General features: G+C 54.7%; 15 protein-coding genes. 10 read left to right on the top strand and 5 right to left on the bottom strand.

What is annotated here, in order from left to right; translation table 11 throughout:
- The first annotated feature begins 56 nt into the window (after positions 1–56).
- The 9 genes from B2R48_RS15605 (at position 57) to B2R48_RS15565 (ending at position 12,091) form a co-directional block, all read left to right on the top strand.
- Positions 57–1,493 (top strand): FecR family protein, encoded by a 1,437-nt coding sequence (locus B2R48_RS15605; RefSeq protein ID WP_297002252.1) that lies wholly within the window; start codon positions 57–59, stop codon positions 1,491–1,493.
- Positions 1,494–1,523: 30 nt separating this feature from the next.
- Positions 1,524–3,800, top strand: coding sequence for a CHASE2 domain-containing protein (locus B2R48_RS15600; protein WP_297002250.1), 2,277 nt, complete (start codon positions 1,524–1,526; stop codon positions 3,798–3,800).
- Positions 3,801–3,887: 87 nt separating this feature from the next.
- Positions 3,888–4,910, top strand: coding sequence for a threonine aldolase family protein (locus tag B2R48_RS15595; protein ID WP_297002245.1), 1,023 nt, complete (start codon positions 3,888–3,890; stop codon positions 4,908–4,910).
- Between the two features lie 74 nt (positions 4,911–4,984).
- Entirely contained in the window at positions 4,985–6,004 is a 1,020-nt protein-coding gene (locus B2R48_RS15590) for a threonine aldolase family protein (protein WP_297002243.1), read from the top strand.
- A 405-nt stretch (positions 6,005–6,409) separates the two neighbouring features.
- The gene (locus tag B2R48_RS15585; RefSeq protein WP_062953927.1) at positions 6,410–8,017 is read left to right on the top strand and encodes an ABC transporter substrate-binding protein; all 1,608 of its coding nucleotides are present in this window, start codon (positions 6,410–6,412) and stop codon (positions 8,015–8,017) included.
- Between the two features lie 112 nt (positions 8,018–8,129).
- On the top strand, positions 8,130–9,140 hold the full coding sequence (locus B2R48_RS15580) for an ABC transporter permease subunit (RefSeq protein ID WP_297002238.1): 1,011 nt from the start codon (positions 8,130–8,132) through the stop codon (positions 9,138–9,140).
- Between the two features lie 15 nt (positions 9,141–9,155).
- On the top strand, positions 9,156–10,091 hold the full coding sequence (locus B2R48_RS15575) for an ABC transporter permease subunit (protein ID WP_062953925.1): 936 nt from the start codon (positions 9,156–9,158) through the stop codon (positions 10,089–10,091).
- Positions 10,092–10,094: 3 nt separating this feature from the next.
- Positions 10,095–11,096, top strand: a complete 1,002-nt coding sequence (gene dppD / locus B2R48_RS15570; protein WP_062953924.1) for a dipeptide ABC transporter ATP-binding protein — start codon at positions 10,095–10,097, stop codon at positions 11,094–11,096.
- Entirely contained in the window at positions 11,096–12,091 is a 996-nt protein-coding gene (locus B2R48_RS15565; RefSeq protein ID WP_062953923.1) for a peptide ABC transporter ATP-binding protein, read from the top strand. Before dppD ends, B2R48_RS15565 begins: the two co-directional genes overlap by 1 nt.
- Before the next feature lie 113 nt (positions 12,092–12,204).
- Here B2R48_RS15565 and B2R48_RS15560 read toward each other — a convergent pair whose 3' ends face one another.
- The 4 genes from B2R48_RS15560 to B2R48_RS15545 all read right to left on the bottom strand — a co-directional run bounded on the left by B2R48_RS15560 (position 12,205) and on the right by B2R48_RS15545 (position 14,600).
- Positions 12,205–12,852, bottom strand: coding sequence for a LysE family translocator (locus tag B2R48_RS15560; protein WP_062953922.1), 648 nt, complete (start codon positions 12,850–12,852; stop codon positions 12,205–12,207).
- A gap of 82 nt (positions 12,853–12,934) precedes the next feature.
- Positions 12,935–13,438, bottom strand: a complete 504-nt coding sequence (locus B2R48_RS15555) for a cupin domain-containing protein (RefSeq protein ID WP_062953921.1) — start codon at positions 13,436–13,438, stop codon at positions 12,935–12,937.
- 100 nt (positions 13,439–13,538) lie between these two features.
- Positions 13,539–14,036 carry a copper chaperone PCu(A)C gene (locus B2R48_RS15550; protein WP_297002226.1) on the bottom strand — a complete coding sequence of 166 codons (498 nt, stop codon included), beginning with the start codon at positions 14,034–14,036 and terminating at the stop codon, positions 13,539–13,541.
- Between the two features lie 75 nt (positions 14,037–14,111).
- Complete coding sequence (locus B2R48_RS15545; protein ID WP_297002225.1) at positions 14,112–14,600, bottom strand: DUF2946 family protein; 489 nt, start codon at positions 14,598–14,600, stop codon at positions 14,112–14,114.
- A 93-nt stretch (positions 14,601–14,693) separates the two neighbouring features.
- On the opposite strand from B2R48_RS15545, the gene B2R48_RS15540 reads away from it, so the two are divergent.
- On the top strand, positions 14,694–15,176 hold the full coding sequence (locus tag B2R48_RS15540) for a DUF2867 domain-containing protein (RefSeq protein WP_297002223.1): 483 nt from the start codon (positions 14,694–14,696) through the stop codon (positions 15,174–15,176).
- 59 nt (positions 15,177–15,235) lie between these two features.
- Here B2R48_RS15540 and B2R48_RS15535 read toward each other — a convergent pair.
- Positions 15,236–16,010: lyase family protein (locus B2R48_RS15535; RefSeq protein WP_297002222.1), on the bottom strand; the 775-nt coding region annotated here is incomplete at its 5' end.

Raw genomic sequence — 16,010 nt, 5'->3', positions numbered from 1 at the left:
GAATACCATAACGCACGTGCACAGGTATTTCTGACACGCCGCTGGGAGTTCTAGTGATGCAAAAGGCCAAAATTTCGCCCCTGAAGCCAACCACTGCGATCCGTCGACTTGCCATCGCAACGCTTCTCTGTGCGCCGCTGGTTACCGCAACCATGTTAAGCGCACCCACACCAGCAAAGGCAGAGCTTGAAGCCGAAATGGCCGGCGTCTCAGCCGCTGTGACTGGTGATATCACACTTTCCAAAGTCACTGGCGAAGTCGGTATTCTGGTTGAAAGTGGCATGCCGGTTTATCTGGGGGATAGGATCATCACCTCGGCCAACGCGGGCATGCAGGTGTTGTTGCTTGATGAAACGGTATTTACCATTGGCCCTAACAGCGACGTCGCGATTGACGAGTTCGTCTACGACCCGGCTACTGGCGACGGGCGCATCGTTGCCGATATGGCCAAGGGCGTCATGCGCTTTGTCACCGGCAAAATTCCGCTTAACAATCCATCAAGCATGGATGTGAACCTGCCGGTTGGCTCAATCGGTATTCGCGGCACCATTGGACTGATCCGCTCCATGACCGCAGATCAGGCAAACCAGATCGTACCGGGCAGTTTTGACACCACGGACGCAAATACCGCAAACCAGTTGGTCTTCATGGCGGTCAATCAGGGACCGGGGCTGTCGCGCAATGACACAACATCGCGCCCGGGCGCCTTTGCCGCCTTTGATCAGAGTGGTGGTTCGCAAAATGTAACCGGCGAGAACTTTGGTGTCTTTGTCTCAGACAGCAACGTCACTACGCCCACACGTTTCCCGACCAGCGCGGCGACGTTTGACTTTTCAACGAATGTCATACGCACAGCATCACGCGATGGCGATGGTTCCGCTACGGGAAGCAGCAACGCTTCATCATCGGGATCGTCTGGTAGCCAGCAAACAGTTTTAAGCCAACAGCAAAGCGGACAGGCCCAGACTCAAACCGGCGCGTCGGGCGCACAGGCTATCAACGTTGCCATGGCACAAATGGGGACGGTCAACAGCGCCACAAACGTCACTGAAACCACGGTGATCCTGAACAACAATACGCAAAGCACGTCATCAAATTCGTCGGACGCATTTACCTATGACGGCCTTCGTGAGGTAACCAGTGGCACTACGACAACAGGCACAGTCGCAGTTAACAGCGGTAGTTTGTCCTACAATTTTATCACTTCGGTAAATTTTGCGACCAGACAGTTATCTGTGACATTCCAAAACGTTGAAGACGGCAGCGCGTCACTCACTTCTGTCGCTCAAGGGGAAATGAAAACAAACACTGTCGATTTTTCTGGTTTGAGCGGCGAAGTTAAGTTCTCTGGCAGTGACTTTACTCCAGACACGAACTGCACCAACGGAGGATGCAATGCCACGGCAACTTTCACTGATGCCTCAAACGTTGATTTTAAACTAACAACGACGGCAGTAAGTGCTGGTGCATCTGGTTCAGCAACGCTCAATTAACTTTGTCTGGGCAGTTATTGAAAAATGCTCATGACTAAAAACAGCGTGCTGCGTTTTCAGCACTATCTGATTCCTTTGATCATACTGATCACCTGCATCTTTATCCGATGGCAAAATGTGCCGGTAATTGATCAGTTACGTTTAACTGTTTTCGACTTTTACCAACAAATTGCACCGCGCACTTACGAAGATGCCGGGGTCCGTATTGTTGATATCGATGAGCGCAGCTTACAAGAAGAAGGCCAATGGCCATGGCCGCGTACCAAGCTTTCGGAATTGCTGTATCGTCTGCGCGCCAGTGGGGCGAGTGTTGTCGGCTTTGATATGGTTTTTGCCGAGCCAGATCGCACATCGCCATCACGGGTGATCGATGACTGGCCGCAAAGTCCCGAACGTGATCGCATCGCGGAAATGGCAAAGGCCTTGCCCGATCACGATCAACTGTTTGCCCAATTCATTAACGGCACCGGCAACGTCGTCACTGCTGTTCAGCTTCGCAACGGTGATCTTGACACCCTGCCCCGCCAGGTCGGGAATTTCAGTGCCGCCGGTGAAGCAGGCCGCAAACTTTCGGACTTTGTTCCGGTCTTGCCAACTGCCGCAAGGAACCTTGAAATCATCGAAGCGGCAGCGACCGGCAACGCATTGGTCAACGTATCGCCGGGGCAAGACGGGATTGTACGGCGCGTACCATTGATGGCAGCGATCGATCATGATCAGCCCGGGATTGGCAAGCCGGTCTATCCGACACTCAGCCTTGAGATGCTGCGCGTATTGCAGAACGCCCCGAAGACCATGCTGGTGCGCATGTCCGGCGCAAGCGGCAGCACGCGCTGGACCAACTCCGAAGGCATCGCATCAGTAAGGGTCGGTGCCCTGACCATCCCGACGGATCACGCCGGGTATATGTGGGTGCATTTTACCGGACATCAGAAAGACCGATATCTGTCAGCGACTGATATTCTTGACGGCGCAGTTGGGCCAGAGACCCTGCAGAACAAGATGGTTTTGCTGGGAACAAGTGCTGCAGGGTTGCTTGATCTGCGCTCCACCCCGCTTGACCGGGTCATCCCGGGCGTCGAAATCCACGCTGAAATGCTTGAACAGATGCTGCTTGAACACTTCCTGACCCGTCCTTATTGGTTGGCAGAGGTCGAAATGCTCGTTCTTCTGATTGTCGGGATGTTCTTTATTGTGGGCGTTCCGCGCCTGGGCGCTGTTTGGCCCGCAGTCATCGGCCTTGCGATAGGCGGAAGCGCGGTTGGTATTTCCTGGTGGGCCTATACACAGGAACTTGTCCTGATTGATCCGCTTTATCCGATTGTCGGGTTAGCAGCTGTGTATCTTGCCACCAGTTCGCTTGGTTTCATGCGCACAGAGGGCGAACGCCGTCAGGTGCGGGCTGCCTTTGCCAACTATCTGTCACCGGCACTGGTGGCACAACTGGCCGAACATCCCGAACGTCTGAAATTGGGCGGGGAAACCCGTGACATGACGTTGATGTTCTGTGATGTCAGGGGATTTACAGCAATCTCGGAGGGTTTCAAAGCCAATCCGCAGGGCCTGACCCGTCTGATCAACCGGCTTCTGACCCCGCTGACTGGATGCATCCTTAATCGTGAAGGCACGATTGATAAATATATGGGTGACTGCATCATGGCCTTTTGGAATGCGCCACTGGATGTAGAAAACCACACACATAATGCCTGTGACAGCGCCCTTGCGATGCGAAGCGCACTTAAGGAGCTCAACACCAACCGGGAACAGGAAGCGACCCAAGCCAATGAAACCTTCCTGCCACTTAATGTCGGCATCGGGATTAATTGCGGCGAGTGCCTTGTCGGCAATATGGGGTCCGATCAGCGCTTTGACTATTCCGTGCTGGGTGATGCGGTTAACCTTGCATCCCGCCTTGAAGGACAGTCAAAAAATTACGGCGTCGATGTTGTCTTGGGCGAAGATGTCGCCAAACGGGTTGGCGACGACTTTGCGATCATCGAACTCGACCTGATCGCAGTCAAAGGCAAAAGCGAAGCCGTCCATATTTATGCCCTTCTTGGCGACGCCGGCATGGCGTCAACCACGCAATTCAGAACCTTCGCGAATTTGCACGCTGCAATGATCGAAGCCTATCGAAGTCAGCGCTGGGAAGATGCCAAGGGACTGATTGCACAGTGCCGCGACACCGCGCATGAGTTTGCATCACTTGATGGTCTTTATGATCTCTATGCTGAACGGATTGCACTGTTCCGCACAACGCCGCCACCGACCGATTGGGATGGTGTATTCATCGCCACCAGCAAATAGCCGACTTGCCAAGACGGCAAAATCCAAACAATCTTGGCCAACCACCAAGTGACAAAGCGCTTTTTGCCCGATCCCATTGAGGCCCCAATGAACTTTTCGTCTGACAACATCACACCAATCTGTCCGGAAATCCTTGCCGCCATTGCCGCCGAAAGCGATGCCAATGCCCTGCCCTACGGGGCTGATGACAAAAGCCGCCAGCTTGACGAAGCGTTTTCAACACTGTTTGGCATAGATGTTTGTGTTGTGCCGGTCGCAACCGGAACCGCAGCAAATGTGATCGGGCTTTCGGGGCTGGTGTCCCCGTTTGGTGGCGTGGTTTGTCATCACCACGCCCATATTAATGTCACGGAATCCACAGGTGTAGCGTTCTATGGCGGCGGGGCGAAACTACTTGGCATGGATGGGCCATCGGCAAAGATAGAATCCGACGCGCTTGATGCCTATTTGAACAAACATGTTTCAAACGGCATGCATTCCGTGGACCCCGAATGTGTTGCGATCACGCAAAGTACCGAGTTCGGAACCATATACAGCGTCGACGAAATTCAGGCGATTGGGTCGGTTTGCCAAAAACACGATATGCGGCTTTTCATGGATGGGGCGCGCTTTGCCAATGCGGCTGCAGCTCTTGATTGCCATCCTTCCGAGATCACCTGGAAAGCCGGTGTTGACGTCTTGAGTTTCGGGGCAACCAAAAACGGTGCATTGGCTGTTGATGCGATCATACTGTTTGATCAGGAACTTCGACGTAAAACAGAACAGAACCGCAAGCGTGGTGGTCATCTGTTTTCCAAGCACCGCTATCTTGCCGCACAGCTTCTGGCTTATCTCGAAGATGACCTGTGGCTTCGCAATGCCCGCCATGCCAACGCGGCCGCACAGGCACTCGCCAAATCGCTTTCAGCCATGGGGGCAAAGCCCGCCTTTGTTCCCCAGGGTAACGAGTTGTTTATCCACATGACCAATGCCCTGGCCGAGAAGCTCCGCGCGGCGGGTATTGTCTTCCGCCCGTGGCCGTCGCTTGGTCCGGATGCCTATCGTTTTGTCTGTGCATGGAACAGCCCGATCGAGATGATCAGGGCCTTGCCGGAAACCATTGATCAATAGCACGCGCTTGTCATATCGCCCCGTTGCGTGTGATACCACCACCCCTGACGCCACCCACAAGCACGAGATACAAGATGAATTTTGCCTCGGACAACGTATCGCCCTTTTGCCCGGAAGTTCTCGAAGCCCTGACAAAAGAGGCTTCTGCCAATGCCCCGGCCTATGGGGGCGATGAGATCAGCCAGAAACTTGACGCGGCTTTCTCAGAACTGTTTGGCAAAGAGGTTGCCGTGATCCCGGTGGCAACGGGTACCGCGGCAAATTGCATTAGCCTGTCTGCACTTGTGTCGCCATATGGTGGCGTGGTTTGCCATCCCGAAGCCCACATAAATGAAGATGAAAGCACTGGCGTTGCCTTTTTCACGGGCGGCGCAAAACTTTTGCCGATGGATGGCCCGGCCGCCAAGCTGGATGCAAGCGACCTTGATGCCTTTATCGCAGACCGGGTTGATCGCGGCGTGCATTCGGTATCACCGGAATGCGTGGCAATTACGCAGGCCACCGAACTTGGTGCGGTATACAGCATTGACGAGGTCAAGGCGGTTGGCGAGGTCTGCCGCAAGCATGACCTGCGCCTGTTCATGGATGGCGCGCGCTTTGCCAATGCGATGGCCCATCTGAAGTGTCATCCGGCCGATGTGACCTGGAAGGCTGGTGTCGATGCCATCAGCTTTGGCGCGACCAAGAACGGTGCGATGGCCGTCGATGCAATTGTGCTGTTTGATAGCAGCCTGAAGTCTCGGGTCGAGCAGGCCCGCAAGCGCAGCGGTCACTTGCATTCCAAGCATCGCTATCTGGCGACACAGCTTCTGGCCTATATCAAGGACGATGTCTGGCTCAAGAATGCCCGCCACGCAAATGAAGCGGCACAAACCCTTGCCGAGGTACTTAAATCACAAGGTGGGGAACTTGCCCATCCGGCAGAGGGCAACGAGCTGTTTGTCAAAATGTCCCCGGAATTGGCCGACAAGCTGCGCAATGCTGGCCTGATGTTCCATGGCTGGCCATCACTTGGCGCGGATGTTTATCGATTTGTTGCGGCCTGGAACACGGATATCGTGCAAATCACCGAACTCAAGACCACCTTAGAGTAGAAATCCACGCTAAAGCGCCGGGTGAAATCAAACGAATCATTATGATTCAATAAGATATGAATCGTTTAAAAGCACATTTCAAACACGTGATTTACAGATTTCACCCGCCGAGCCTTGAAAAAAATGCACTGCTGCCCCGACAAATTTGAACAGTGAATTTCATAAAAATAACAAACACTTGACTTAAATTCATCATTCAAGCCTGACCTCGAACTACGTAAAATCCCGCAGGAACCGTTGACGATACGTAGAAACCCTGATTACTTTCCATCGTCGATTGCCAACATTCACATCTGTTGGATCGGGTAAACCTCGTCCGTTGCAAGAAGCATTGTCAAACGTGACCGGATCAATGTCACGCAGACAGCATTAATTTGTTCGGACCAGCCTTGAGGGAGGCATTTAATGAAAGCGAATTTCGTCAAAGTGGCACTTGGTGCAGGCCTGCTAGCAGCCACCGCACTTGCTGCTCCGACCGCCGCTTCGGCAAAAACCCTGGTATATTGCTCGGAAGGTAGCCCGGAAGGGTTCAACCCGTCGCTCTACACCTCAGGCACGACCTTTGATGCGTCTTCGCGTCAGGTCTTTAACCGCCTGGTACAGTTCAAGCGCGGCACCACCACCATCGTTCCGGGTCTTGCGACCAGCTGGGATGTTTCGGCCGATGGTCTGGAATACACCTTTAACCTTCGTAAAGGCGTCAAGTTCCACAGCACCGATGAATTCACCCCGACCCGTGAATTCAACGCTGACGACGTAATCTTCACCTTCATGCGTCAGTTCGACAAGGAACACCCGTATCATGGTGTTTCCGGCGGCTCTTACGAGTACTTCAACGCCATGTCGATGCCGGACCTGATCAAGGACATCGTCAAGGTTGACGACTACACTGTGAAATTCGTCCTCAATCGTCCGGAAGCTCCGTTCATTGCCAACATGGCTATGGACTTCGCATCGGTTCTGTCGGCTGAATACGCTGACGTCATGATGGAAGCAGGCACCCCGGAAGCCGTTGACCTGAACCCGGTCGGCACCGGTCCGTTCCAGCTGGTTACCTATCAGAAAGATGCGGTTATCCGTTACAAGGCATTCCCGGAATACTGGGAAGGCCCGGCAGCCATCGATAACCTGATCTTCGCCATCACCCCGGACAGCACTGTTCGTTACCAGAAGCTTCAGGCTGGCGAATGCCATGTCATGCCGTACCCGAACCCGGCTGATCTGGAAGCAATGGATGCAGACGCTGACATCAACCTGCTGAGCCAGGAAGGTCTGAACGTTGGTTACCTCGGTTACAACACCGCAAAAGAACCGTTCACCGATCCGAAGGTTCGTAAAGCACTGAACATGGCGATCAACAAAGACGCCATCATCGAAGGTGTTTATCAGGGTGCCGGTTCTGCGGCGAAAAACCCGATCCCGCCGACCATCTGGTCTTATAACAACGACACCGTTGATGATCCGTATGATCCGGAAGCAGCCAAAGCCATGCTGGCAGAAGCTGGTTATCCGGACGGCTTCACCACCGATATCTGGGCCATGCCGGTTCAGCGTCCTTACAACCCGAACGCACGCCGTATGGCTGAACTCGTTCAGGCTGACTGGGCTGCAATTGGTGTGAATGCCGAAATCGTTTCCTACGAGTGGGGCGAATACCTTGAGCGCACCAAAAAAGGTGAACAGGGTACCTTCATGCTCGGTTGGACCGGTGACAACGGCGACCCCGACAACTTCCTCGCAGTCCTTCTGGGTTGTGACGCAGTTGGTGGTTCGAACCGTGCACAGTGGTGCAACGAAGAGTTCGACAACCTGATTCAGCAGGCAAAAACCACTTCGGACGTTCTCGAGCGTACCCGTCTGTACGAAGAAGCTCAGGTTGTCTTCAAACGTGAAGCACCGTGGGCAACCATCGCACACTCGATCGTTTTCGAGCCGGTCCGCAACGAAGTTGTTGACTACAAAATCGATCCGTTCGGTGGTCACATCTTCTATGGTGTGGATCTCGCTGAGTAAGCGCACCAAAATTTAGTCAGAGAGGCCCGGATTTCCGGGCCTCTTTGCAATTTCGTAAAAGAGAGAGACATCCGGACGGACAAACCGCCCGGAGATAAAAAGGCCCGATGGCATGCTAGGATTCCTGTTTCGCCGTTTGGGGGACATCATCCCGACCTTCTTCGGTGTCACCCTTCTGGTATTTTTCCTGATCCGCCTTATTCCCGGCGATCCAATTTTGATGTTGGCCGGCGAACGTGGCGTTGATGCGGAACGATACGCAGAACTTCAGGCACAATACGGCTTTGACCAGCCGATTATTGTCCAGTATTTCGATTATTTGGTGGGCGTATTCCAGGGCGATCTTGGCAAGTCCTTTGTCACCAAAAAGCCTGTTATCGACGAATTCCTGACCCTGTTCCCCGCAACAGTCGAACTGGCCCTGATGGGCATCCTGTTTGCGGTGTTCATTGGTGTGCCGCTCGGCGTCCTTGCCGCGATCAACCGTGGCAAATGGATTGACCACCTGACGATGTCGATTTCCCTTACGGGCTATTCGATGCCGATTTTCTGGTGGGCCCTGCTTCTGATCATGTTCTTTTCGACCACCCTGGGCTGGACGCCGGTTTCCGGGCGTCTGTCCGTCATGTACTTCTTTGAACCGGTCACCGGTTTCATGCTGATCGACAGCCTTCTGAGTGGCGAAAAAGGCGCTTTTTCCAGCTCAGTCAGTCACCTGATACTGCCAACCATTGCCTTGGGCACAATCCCGATGGCGGTGATCGCACGTATGACGCGTTCCTCCATGCTTGAAGTCCTGGGCGAGGAATATATCCGTGTTGCCCGGGCCAAGGGTTTGGCACCTTTCCGCGTCATCATGGTTCACGCCTTGCGCAATGCGCTGATCCCTGTGATTACGGTCATTGGCCTTCAGGTCGGTGTTCTTTTGGGCGGCGCGATCCTGACCGAAACGATTTTCTCCTGGCCGGGTATTGGCAAATGGATCATCGAGGCAATGAACCGTCGAGACTACCCAACCATTCAGGGTGGAATTCTGATGATTGCCTTCGTTGTGATGACAATGAACCTGATCGTTGATCTTCTTTACGGGGTTGTTAATCCCCGTATCCGGCACAAGCGTTAAGGGGAGCTGCGAAACATGACCGAGAACACAACCCCGTCCGCAGCCCCGGCATCTAACGTTGCCCAAGAAGTTGTTGAGCCCGTTGGCGCACCGCCAAGCCCGCTGCGTGAGACCTGGGCATATTTTAAAACCAACCGTGGTGCTTTCACAGGCCTGATCGTCATTGGCTTCATTCTGTTCCTTGCTTTGACGGCACACTGGATCGCGCCATTCGACCCAATCGCCCAAGACCGTACCGCGTTCCTCAAACCGCCGATCTGGATGGAAGGTGCTGATCCGCGTTACATCCTTGGCACCGATGCGGTTGGACGTGACATCCTGTCGCGCCTGATCCATGGCGCGCAGTTGTCGGTTTCGATTGGTGTGGCAGTTGTCATCCTGTCGATGATTGCCGGCATCGTGCTTGGAATGGTTGCGGGTTACTTCCGCGGCTGGATCGAAGTCGCAGTCATGCGTCTGATGGATATCATGCTGTCCCTGCCCAGCCTGATCATGGCACTGGCGATTGTTGCCATCCTCGGCCCGGGCCTTGAAAATGCCATGCTGGCCATCGCGATCGTGCAGTTGCCGCATTATGTGCGCCTGACCCGTGCCTCTGTCGTATCCGAGCTCAACAAGGAATATGTCATCGCATCGCAGATTGCCGGTGCCGGTCATGTCCGCCAGATGTTCGTCAATATCCTGCCGAACTGCATGGCACCGCTGATCGTTCAGGGCACGCTTGGTATTTCAAGTGCGATCCTTGATGCTGCCGCCCTTGGCTTCCTTGGCCTTGGTGCGCAGCCGCCGCTGCCGGAATGGGGCACCATGCTGTCCGAAGCCCGTGAATTTGTGGGCTCCGCTTGGTGGGTAATCACCTTCCCCGGCCTTTGCATCCTTGTCACCGTGCTTGCCTTCAACCTGATGGGTGACGGCCTGCGCGATGCCCTTGATCCCAAGATGAAACGGTAAGTCATGGCTCTTCTCGAAGTAAAAAACCTGACAGTCGAGTTCGGCTCCGAAGACAAGCCGTTTCGTGCTGTTGATTCCGTAAGCTATTCCGTTGATCGCGGCGAGGTCCTTGGCATCGTCGGTGAATCAGGCTCGGGAAAGTCGGTCTCGTCACTTGCCGTCATGGGCCTGATCGACTTTCCCGGTCGCGTGACCGCGGATGCCCTGACCTTTGATGGTCAGGATCTTCTGACCATGCCCGCAAAACGTCGCCGTCAGATCACCGGCAAAGACATTGCCATGATCTTTCAGGATCCGATGTCGGCCCTCAATCCGTGCTTCACGGTTGAAGCCCAGATCATGGAGGCCCTTAAGGTCCATGAGGGCGGCAACAAAAAGCAGCGCCGTGAACGCACGCTTGATCTGCTTAATCAGGTGGGCATTCCCGATCCGAAATCGCGCATGACCGCCTATCCGCATCAGCTTTCTGGTGGCATGAGCCAGCGTATCGTCATTGCCATGGCGATTGCATGCAACCCGCGCCTTCTGATTGCCGATGAACCGACCACGGCCCTTGATGTCACCATTCAGGCCCAGATCATCGACCTGCTTTTGAAATTGCAGGAAGACAGCGACATGGGTCTTTTGCTGATCACCCATGATCTGGCACTGGTGTCCGAGGCAGCCAATCGCATTCAGGTCATGTATGCCGGTCAGCTGTTTGAAAGTGGCCCGGCCGACAGCATCTTTGCCGCACCTCGCCATCCTTACACGCAGGCATTGCTCGAAGCACTGCCGGAACGTTCCGAAGGCCATGACCGTCTTCGGACCATCCCAGGCGTGGTTCCCGGTCAGTATGACCGCCCGGCGGGCTGCCTGCTGGCACCGCGTTGCCGTTATGCCAATGAAAACTGTGTGAAAGCGCGCCCGGAAGTTTCCGACTTCAACGGCCGTGATGTGCGCTGCTTCTATCCGCTCAATGATCAGGGCCAGCCGACCGGCATGGCCACCGGGGAGACTGTGTAATGAGTTTTCTGGATGCCAAACCCGGTGTTCCGCTTCTGGAATCCGATGATCTTGTCCGTCACTACGATGTTAACCGTGGCATTGGCAAACCCGGTGCGACCGTCAAGGCGCTTGATGGCGTTTCCTTTGCGCTTGAAACGCAAAAGACCCTTGCGGTTGTTGGTGAGTCAGGTTGTGGTAAATCGACCCTTGGCCGTCAGCTGACCCTGATTGAAAAGCCGACATCGGGCGCGCTTAAACTCAATGGCACCGAAGTTGGCGATCTGACCGACAAGGAAGCAAAGCAGTTCCGCCGCACGGTTCAGATGATCTTCCAGAACCCTTACGGGTCACTGAACCCGCGCAAGAAGGTCGGGCAGATCCTGGCAGAGCCGGTTCTTTTGAACATGGATAGTCTTGGCCGCAAGGAGCGTGAAGAACGCGTGCGCGCCACCATGGCAAAGGTTGGGCTGCGTCCGGAATTCTATCAGCGTTATCCGCATATGTTTTCCGGTGGTCAGCGTCAGCGTATCGCGATTGCCCGGGCCCTGATCCTTGAACCGAAAGTCATCGTCGCGGACGAGCCGGTCTCGGCCCTTGATGTGTCGGTGCAGGCACAGGTTCTGAACCTGATGATGGACCTGCAAGAAGAGATGAATGTTGCTTATGTTTTCATCTCGCATGATCTTTCTGTCGTCAGACATATTGCAGATGACGTCATGGTGATGTATCTCGGTCGCGTCGCTGAAAAAGGACCAACCGAAGAGATCTTCGCCAAGCCGCTGCACCCCTATACACGGGCGCTTCTGGCGTCGGCACCAAAGATCGATCCGACACAACGTGTGAAGACAGAACCGCTGACCGGCGAGCTGCCATCACCGATCAACCCGCCATCGGGCTGTGCGTTCCATAAACGCTGCCCGTTCGCGACCGAGGAATGCGCGAAAGTTCGCCCGGAACTGCGCAATTTCGAGGGCCGCGAAGTGGCGTGCCATCGGGTCGAAGAAATCGCCTGACAACAGGCGATCGCCCGGAAAGCCTAACAGCTATCCAGGTAGACAAGGGAGCAAGGGGGCGCGCTTTTAACAAAGCTGCGCCCCTGCGCATTTCTGAGGATATCTTGCCTGAATTAGGCCGTCGTACGTGACCGGTCGGTGAGTGCAAGCAAAACACCTGCCCCGACCAGAAGCGTGCCCGAAACACGGTTAAGCACACGCATATGGCGGGCTGACTTGATAAGTCCCTTGACCTGCCCGCCCAACAGTCCATAGGCCAGCAGAACGCTGGTTTCCATGGCAATGAATGTCACGCCCATGACGGTGAATTGCGGCCCATATGCCACCGCCGGATCAAGGAATTGCGGGAAGAAGGCTGTAAAGATCAGGATCGCCTTGGGATTACCAATCGCGGTCAGGAATTCGGTCTTGGCAAGCTTGAATGGGCCCGGATTTTCCATAAGGGCCATCTGACCGGTGCTATCCCCATCCTCATTGACTTTGGCAAACCAGCTTTTGATGCCAAGCCAGACCAGATAAACCGCCCCGCCCCATTTGATCACGAAAAAGGCCGTTTCGCTGGCAGCAAGGACAACACCAAGCCCGGCAGCCGTGACTGAAATCATCAGGATAAACGCCACGATACGGCCAATACCGCCCACTGCCGCAGACGACACGCCATAACGCGCACCATTAAAGATCGCGAGAAGGTTATTGGGGCCGGGCGCCATCGCCAATGCGATTGCCGCCCCGGCAAACAGAAGCCAGGTATCGAACTGCATGGGGCTAATCCTGTATTTCGTGGTGGCACAAGAATTGGCAATGCCAACTCTCGGTTGGTGTCACAACGATATCGCCCGAAAATCAATCACGCGTCAATGCCGTAATCATCTCGGATGCTGCCGGCCACTTTGCCGTCAATGCCGCACGTTTACCCATGGAGAAATCGGCAAAATCAAAGCCCGGCGCAACGGTACAGCCCAGAAGCGCAAACTTGCCACCAGGTTTGAGGCGCGCGCCCTGCCAGACATTTTTCGCCACCACCATTTGCGGTTTCTGCCCGGCCATCAGATCCTTGCCAATCTCGACATGCTTGTGGGTGCCGTCTTCGAACAGTTGGAGCTGTTCGACCGCATCGCCGATATAGTGATGGAAAATCTCGTCACTGGTCAGGATATGCATCCCCGAAAAGGTATCCGGGGTCAGAAGATAATAGATCGCGGTCCCCGTGCTGCGCACGCCAAGATACCGGTTGCCGGGGTTACAGGTTTCAAACGCGCGAAATGTTTCCGCGTAATAGCCCCCCTCGGGGTGTGGTTGCAGGTCAAGCTTGGCGATCAAATCGTCGATGGTGATGTCGTCTGACATGATGGGCTCCCTGTAACCGACCGGATTGTTTTACCCATCATGACGAAAAAAGGGGGACGGCGCAAACCATCCCCCTTTGGATATCCCAAAACAGCAAGTCTTAGTTGCTGTTCATTTTCATGCTGCCATGGCCATGCCCCGTGCCAGCCCTACTTTTCGGCCCCATGGACATTGTGTTAAGCACATCAATGGTCACCGGCACGTCGCCAGCCTTTTCAAATTCCAGTGTAATGTCGACCTTCTGGCCTTCTTCAAGCGCCTCATTCAGGCCGATGAACATGACGTGATAGCTGCCCGGTTTGAAATGCACCGAACCATGCATCGGCACTTCAACACCACCCTGCACTTGGCGCATCTTCATCACATTGTTTTCCATGATGTGGCTGTGAAGTTCAGTACGGTCGGCAAGATCACTGCGCACACCAACAAGGCGATCAGCGGCACCGCTATTCACAACATCAAAGAAGGCCGCGCCATTGCGCACCATGCCCTTGGATGCCTTGGCCCACGCGTCCTTGACTTCGATATCAGCAGCAAAGGCGTTGGTGACGATAAACAGCGACGCAACGGTCGCAACAACTGCAAAAAGCTTTTTCATGATAGTCCATCCTTCAGGCAGCCTGCATCCGCAGGTCTGCGATTTCAGTAATCGTGTCTTGATTGGTCTTTGAAATCAGATGGAAATGGGCGGCGCCCGGGAATGCCGAATACGCGGAACATCGTTTCCCGCCGCCAAAACAGTCGCCTCGGCGTAGCTTACATGATGGGTAACGGGAACCGGTGCCACATCAGGCAGTTCAATGGCCGCCATTGCCCCGTGATGATTTGCACAAAGCGGACAAAACGCATGGGCGGGCATTTCGTCGGATTGACCGGATGCCTCGGAGGTTACAACACCGACAAGCGCATCAACCGAAACCAGTTCGATGCCCGCAGGCGTACAAATCAGAAGATAATCACCACCCGGTGCGATTTCGGATGCCGATGCGGTGGATATGCCACTTGCCTGCCCGCTTAGGAGTGCCGGGACAAGACCGGATTGGGTCACGCCAGCAAACAAAACAACCAACGCCATCAGCCATGTCTGAACGACACGGCGCAGCGACAGGCCGCCTACCCGGCGATTATGGCGTTTGCGCGTGAACATGGACTGGATATGCATGATTCAAACAGCACCCGCAATGATATTGATCATTGCATTCGACCAATTTCGCACTAATGTCCGCGTGAATTCCACAATGCGGAAATCAAAAGAATGTCAAAGCGTGCGACCGGATCTGCTGTCAAACTACCTCATCCGGGACTGCCCGATGCCGATTGGGGGGATTCATTTGTCATTACTGTCGACCAACCCGACTTATCGGCGAAACAAGCCGCGCGGCATGTGATCAATTCAGCCCCCCGATGGTATCATCGCCTGCTGGCGCTTCGGAACCTTCTGGTAAAGCCCTTTGGCCTTAAGACTGACGCTGATCTGGCCGACACCGGGGCTGGTACCATCGGCCCCTTCCCGATCACCAGCGAAACCGAACAGTCGGTCATACTTGGTCTTGATGACCACCATCTGAATTTCCGCATTGTGTTTGAGACAGAGGCAATTGACGCCCATCGCACGCTGGTGCGCAGTATCACACTTGTTCGGCGCAATAATGCCTTGGGCCGGGCCTATCTTGCCGCTGTGATGCCGTTTCACAACCGCATCGTGCCAGCCATGCTAAACGCAGCCTACGGGCGGTAACGCAAAAGGGCCGGATACAGTTTACGTACCCGGCCCCTTGCGCAAGAAACATCAAACGATCAGATCATATCGCGCGCCTGCACCAGTTCGTCAAAACGATCCGCATCAAGGAACCCCAATGCCGTGCAGGCTTCCTTAAGGCTGCTGCGTTCCTTGTGCGCCTTTTTGGCCACGGCCGCTGCATTGTCATAGCCAATATGCGGTGCCAGTGCCGTCACCAGCATCAGGCTTTGTTCGACATACTGGTCGATCTTTTCCTGATCGGCCTCAAGCCCGGCAATGCAGTTATCGGCAAAGCTGACCGACGCGTCGGCAATCAGGCGCACCGATTGCAGCAGGTTATAAATGATCACCGGCTTGAACACATTAAGGTCCAGATGCCCGTTTGATCCACCCACCGTGACCGCAACATGATTGCCCATCACCTGTGCGCAAACCATGGTCAATGCCTCTGCCTGGGTCGGGTTGACCTTGCCCGGCATGATCGATGATCCCGGCTCGTTGGCGGGCAGGACAAGTTCACCCAGACCACAACGCGGCCCGGATCCAAGCAAACGAATATCGTTACCGATCTTCATCAGGGACGTCGCCAGCACATTCATAACACCCGACATTTCAACGCAGGCATCATGGGCCGCCAGTGCTTCGAACTTGTTTTCGGCTGTTTGAAACTCAAGCCCGGTAATCGCGGAAACCTGTTTGGCGAACTCGACATCAAAGCCGTCCGGCGCATTTAACCCGGTGCCAAGTGCCGTACCGCCCTGTGCCAGTTTACGCAGACGTTTAAGCGCATCCTCGATACGGTCCAGACCAAGTGTAATTTGCGCAGCATAA

This window comes from Thalassospira sp. UBA848 (assembly GCF_002295455.1).
Classification (GTDB): Bacteria; Pseudomonadota; Alphaproteobacteria; order Rhodospirillales; family Thalassospiraceae; genus Thalassospira.
Note: the sequence above shows the minus strand (reverse complement) of the source record. Positions and strands in the feature narration are given on the sequence as shown.

Coding starts and splice junctions, on each gene's coding strand:
- B2R48_RS15585 (WP_062953927.1), top strand. CDS start 6,410: ATGAAAGCGAATTTCGTCAAAGTGGCACTTGGTGCAGGCCTGCTAGCA.
- B2R48_RS15575 (WP_062953925.1), top strand. CDS start 9,156: ATGACCGAGAACACAACCCCGTCCGCAGCCCCGGCATCTAACGTTGCC.
- B2R48_RS15560 (WP_062953922.1), bottom strand. CDS start 12,852: ATGCAGTTCGATACCTGGCTTCTGTTTGCCGGGGCGGCAATCGCATTG.
- B2R48_RS15550 (WP_297002226.1), bottom strand. CDS start 14,036: ATGAAAAAGCTTTTTGCAGTTGTTGCGACCGTTGCGTCGCTGTTTATC.
- B2R48_RS15555 (WP_062953921.1), bottom strand. CDS start 13,438: ATGTCAGACGACATCACCATCGACGATTTGATCGCCAAGCTTGACCTG.
- B2R48_RS15595 (WP_297002245.1), top strand. CDS start 3,888: ATGAACTTTTCGTCTGACAACATCACACCAATCTGTCCGGAAATCCTT.
- B2R48_RS15580 (WP_297002238.1), top strand. CDS start 8,130: ATGCTAGGATTCCTGTTTCGCCGTTTGGGGGACATCATCCCGACCTTC.
- B2R48_RS15590 (WP_297002243.1), top strand. CDS start 4,985: ATGAATTTTGCCTCGGACAACGTATCGCCCTTTTGCCCGGAAGTTCTC.
- B2R48_RS15600 (WP_297002250.1), top strand. CDS start 1,524: ATGACTAAAAACAGCGTGCTGCGTTTTCAGCACTATCTGATTCCTTTG.
- B2R48_RS15565 (WP_062953923.1), top strand. CDS start 11,096: ATGAGTTTTCTGGATGCCAAACCCGGTGTTCCGCTTCTGGAATCCGAT.
- B2R48_RS15545 (WP_297002225.1), bottom strand. CDS start 14,600: ATGCATATCCAGTCCATGTTCACGCGCAAACGCCATAATCGCCGGGTA.
- B2R48_RS15605 (WP_297002252.1), top strand. CDS start 57: ATGCAAAAGGCCAAAATTTCGCCCCTGAAGCCAACCACTGCGATCCGT.
- B2R48_RS15540 (WP_297002223.1), top strand. CDS start 14,694: ATGTCAAAGCGTGCGACCGGATCTGCTGTCAAACTACCTCATCCGGGA.
- dppD (WP_062953924.1), top strand. CDS start 10,095: ATGGCTCTTCTCGAAGTAAAAAACCTGACAGTCGAGTTCGGCTCCGAA.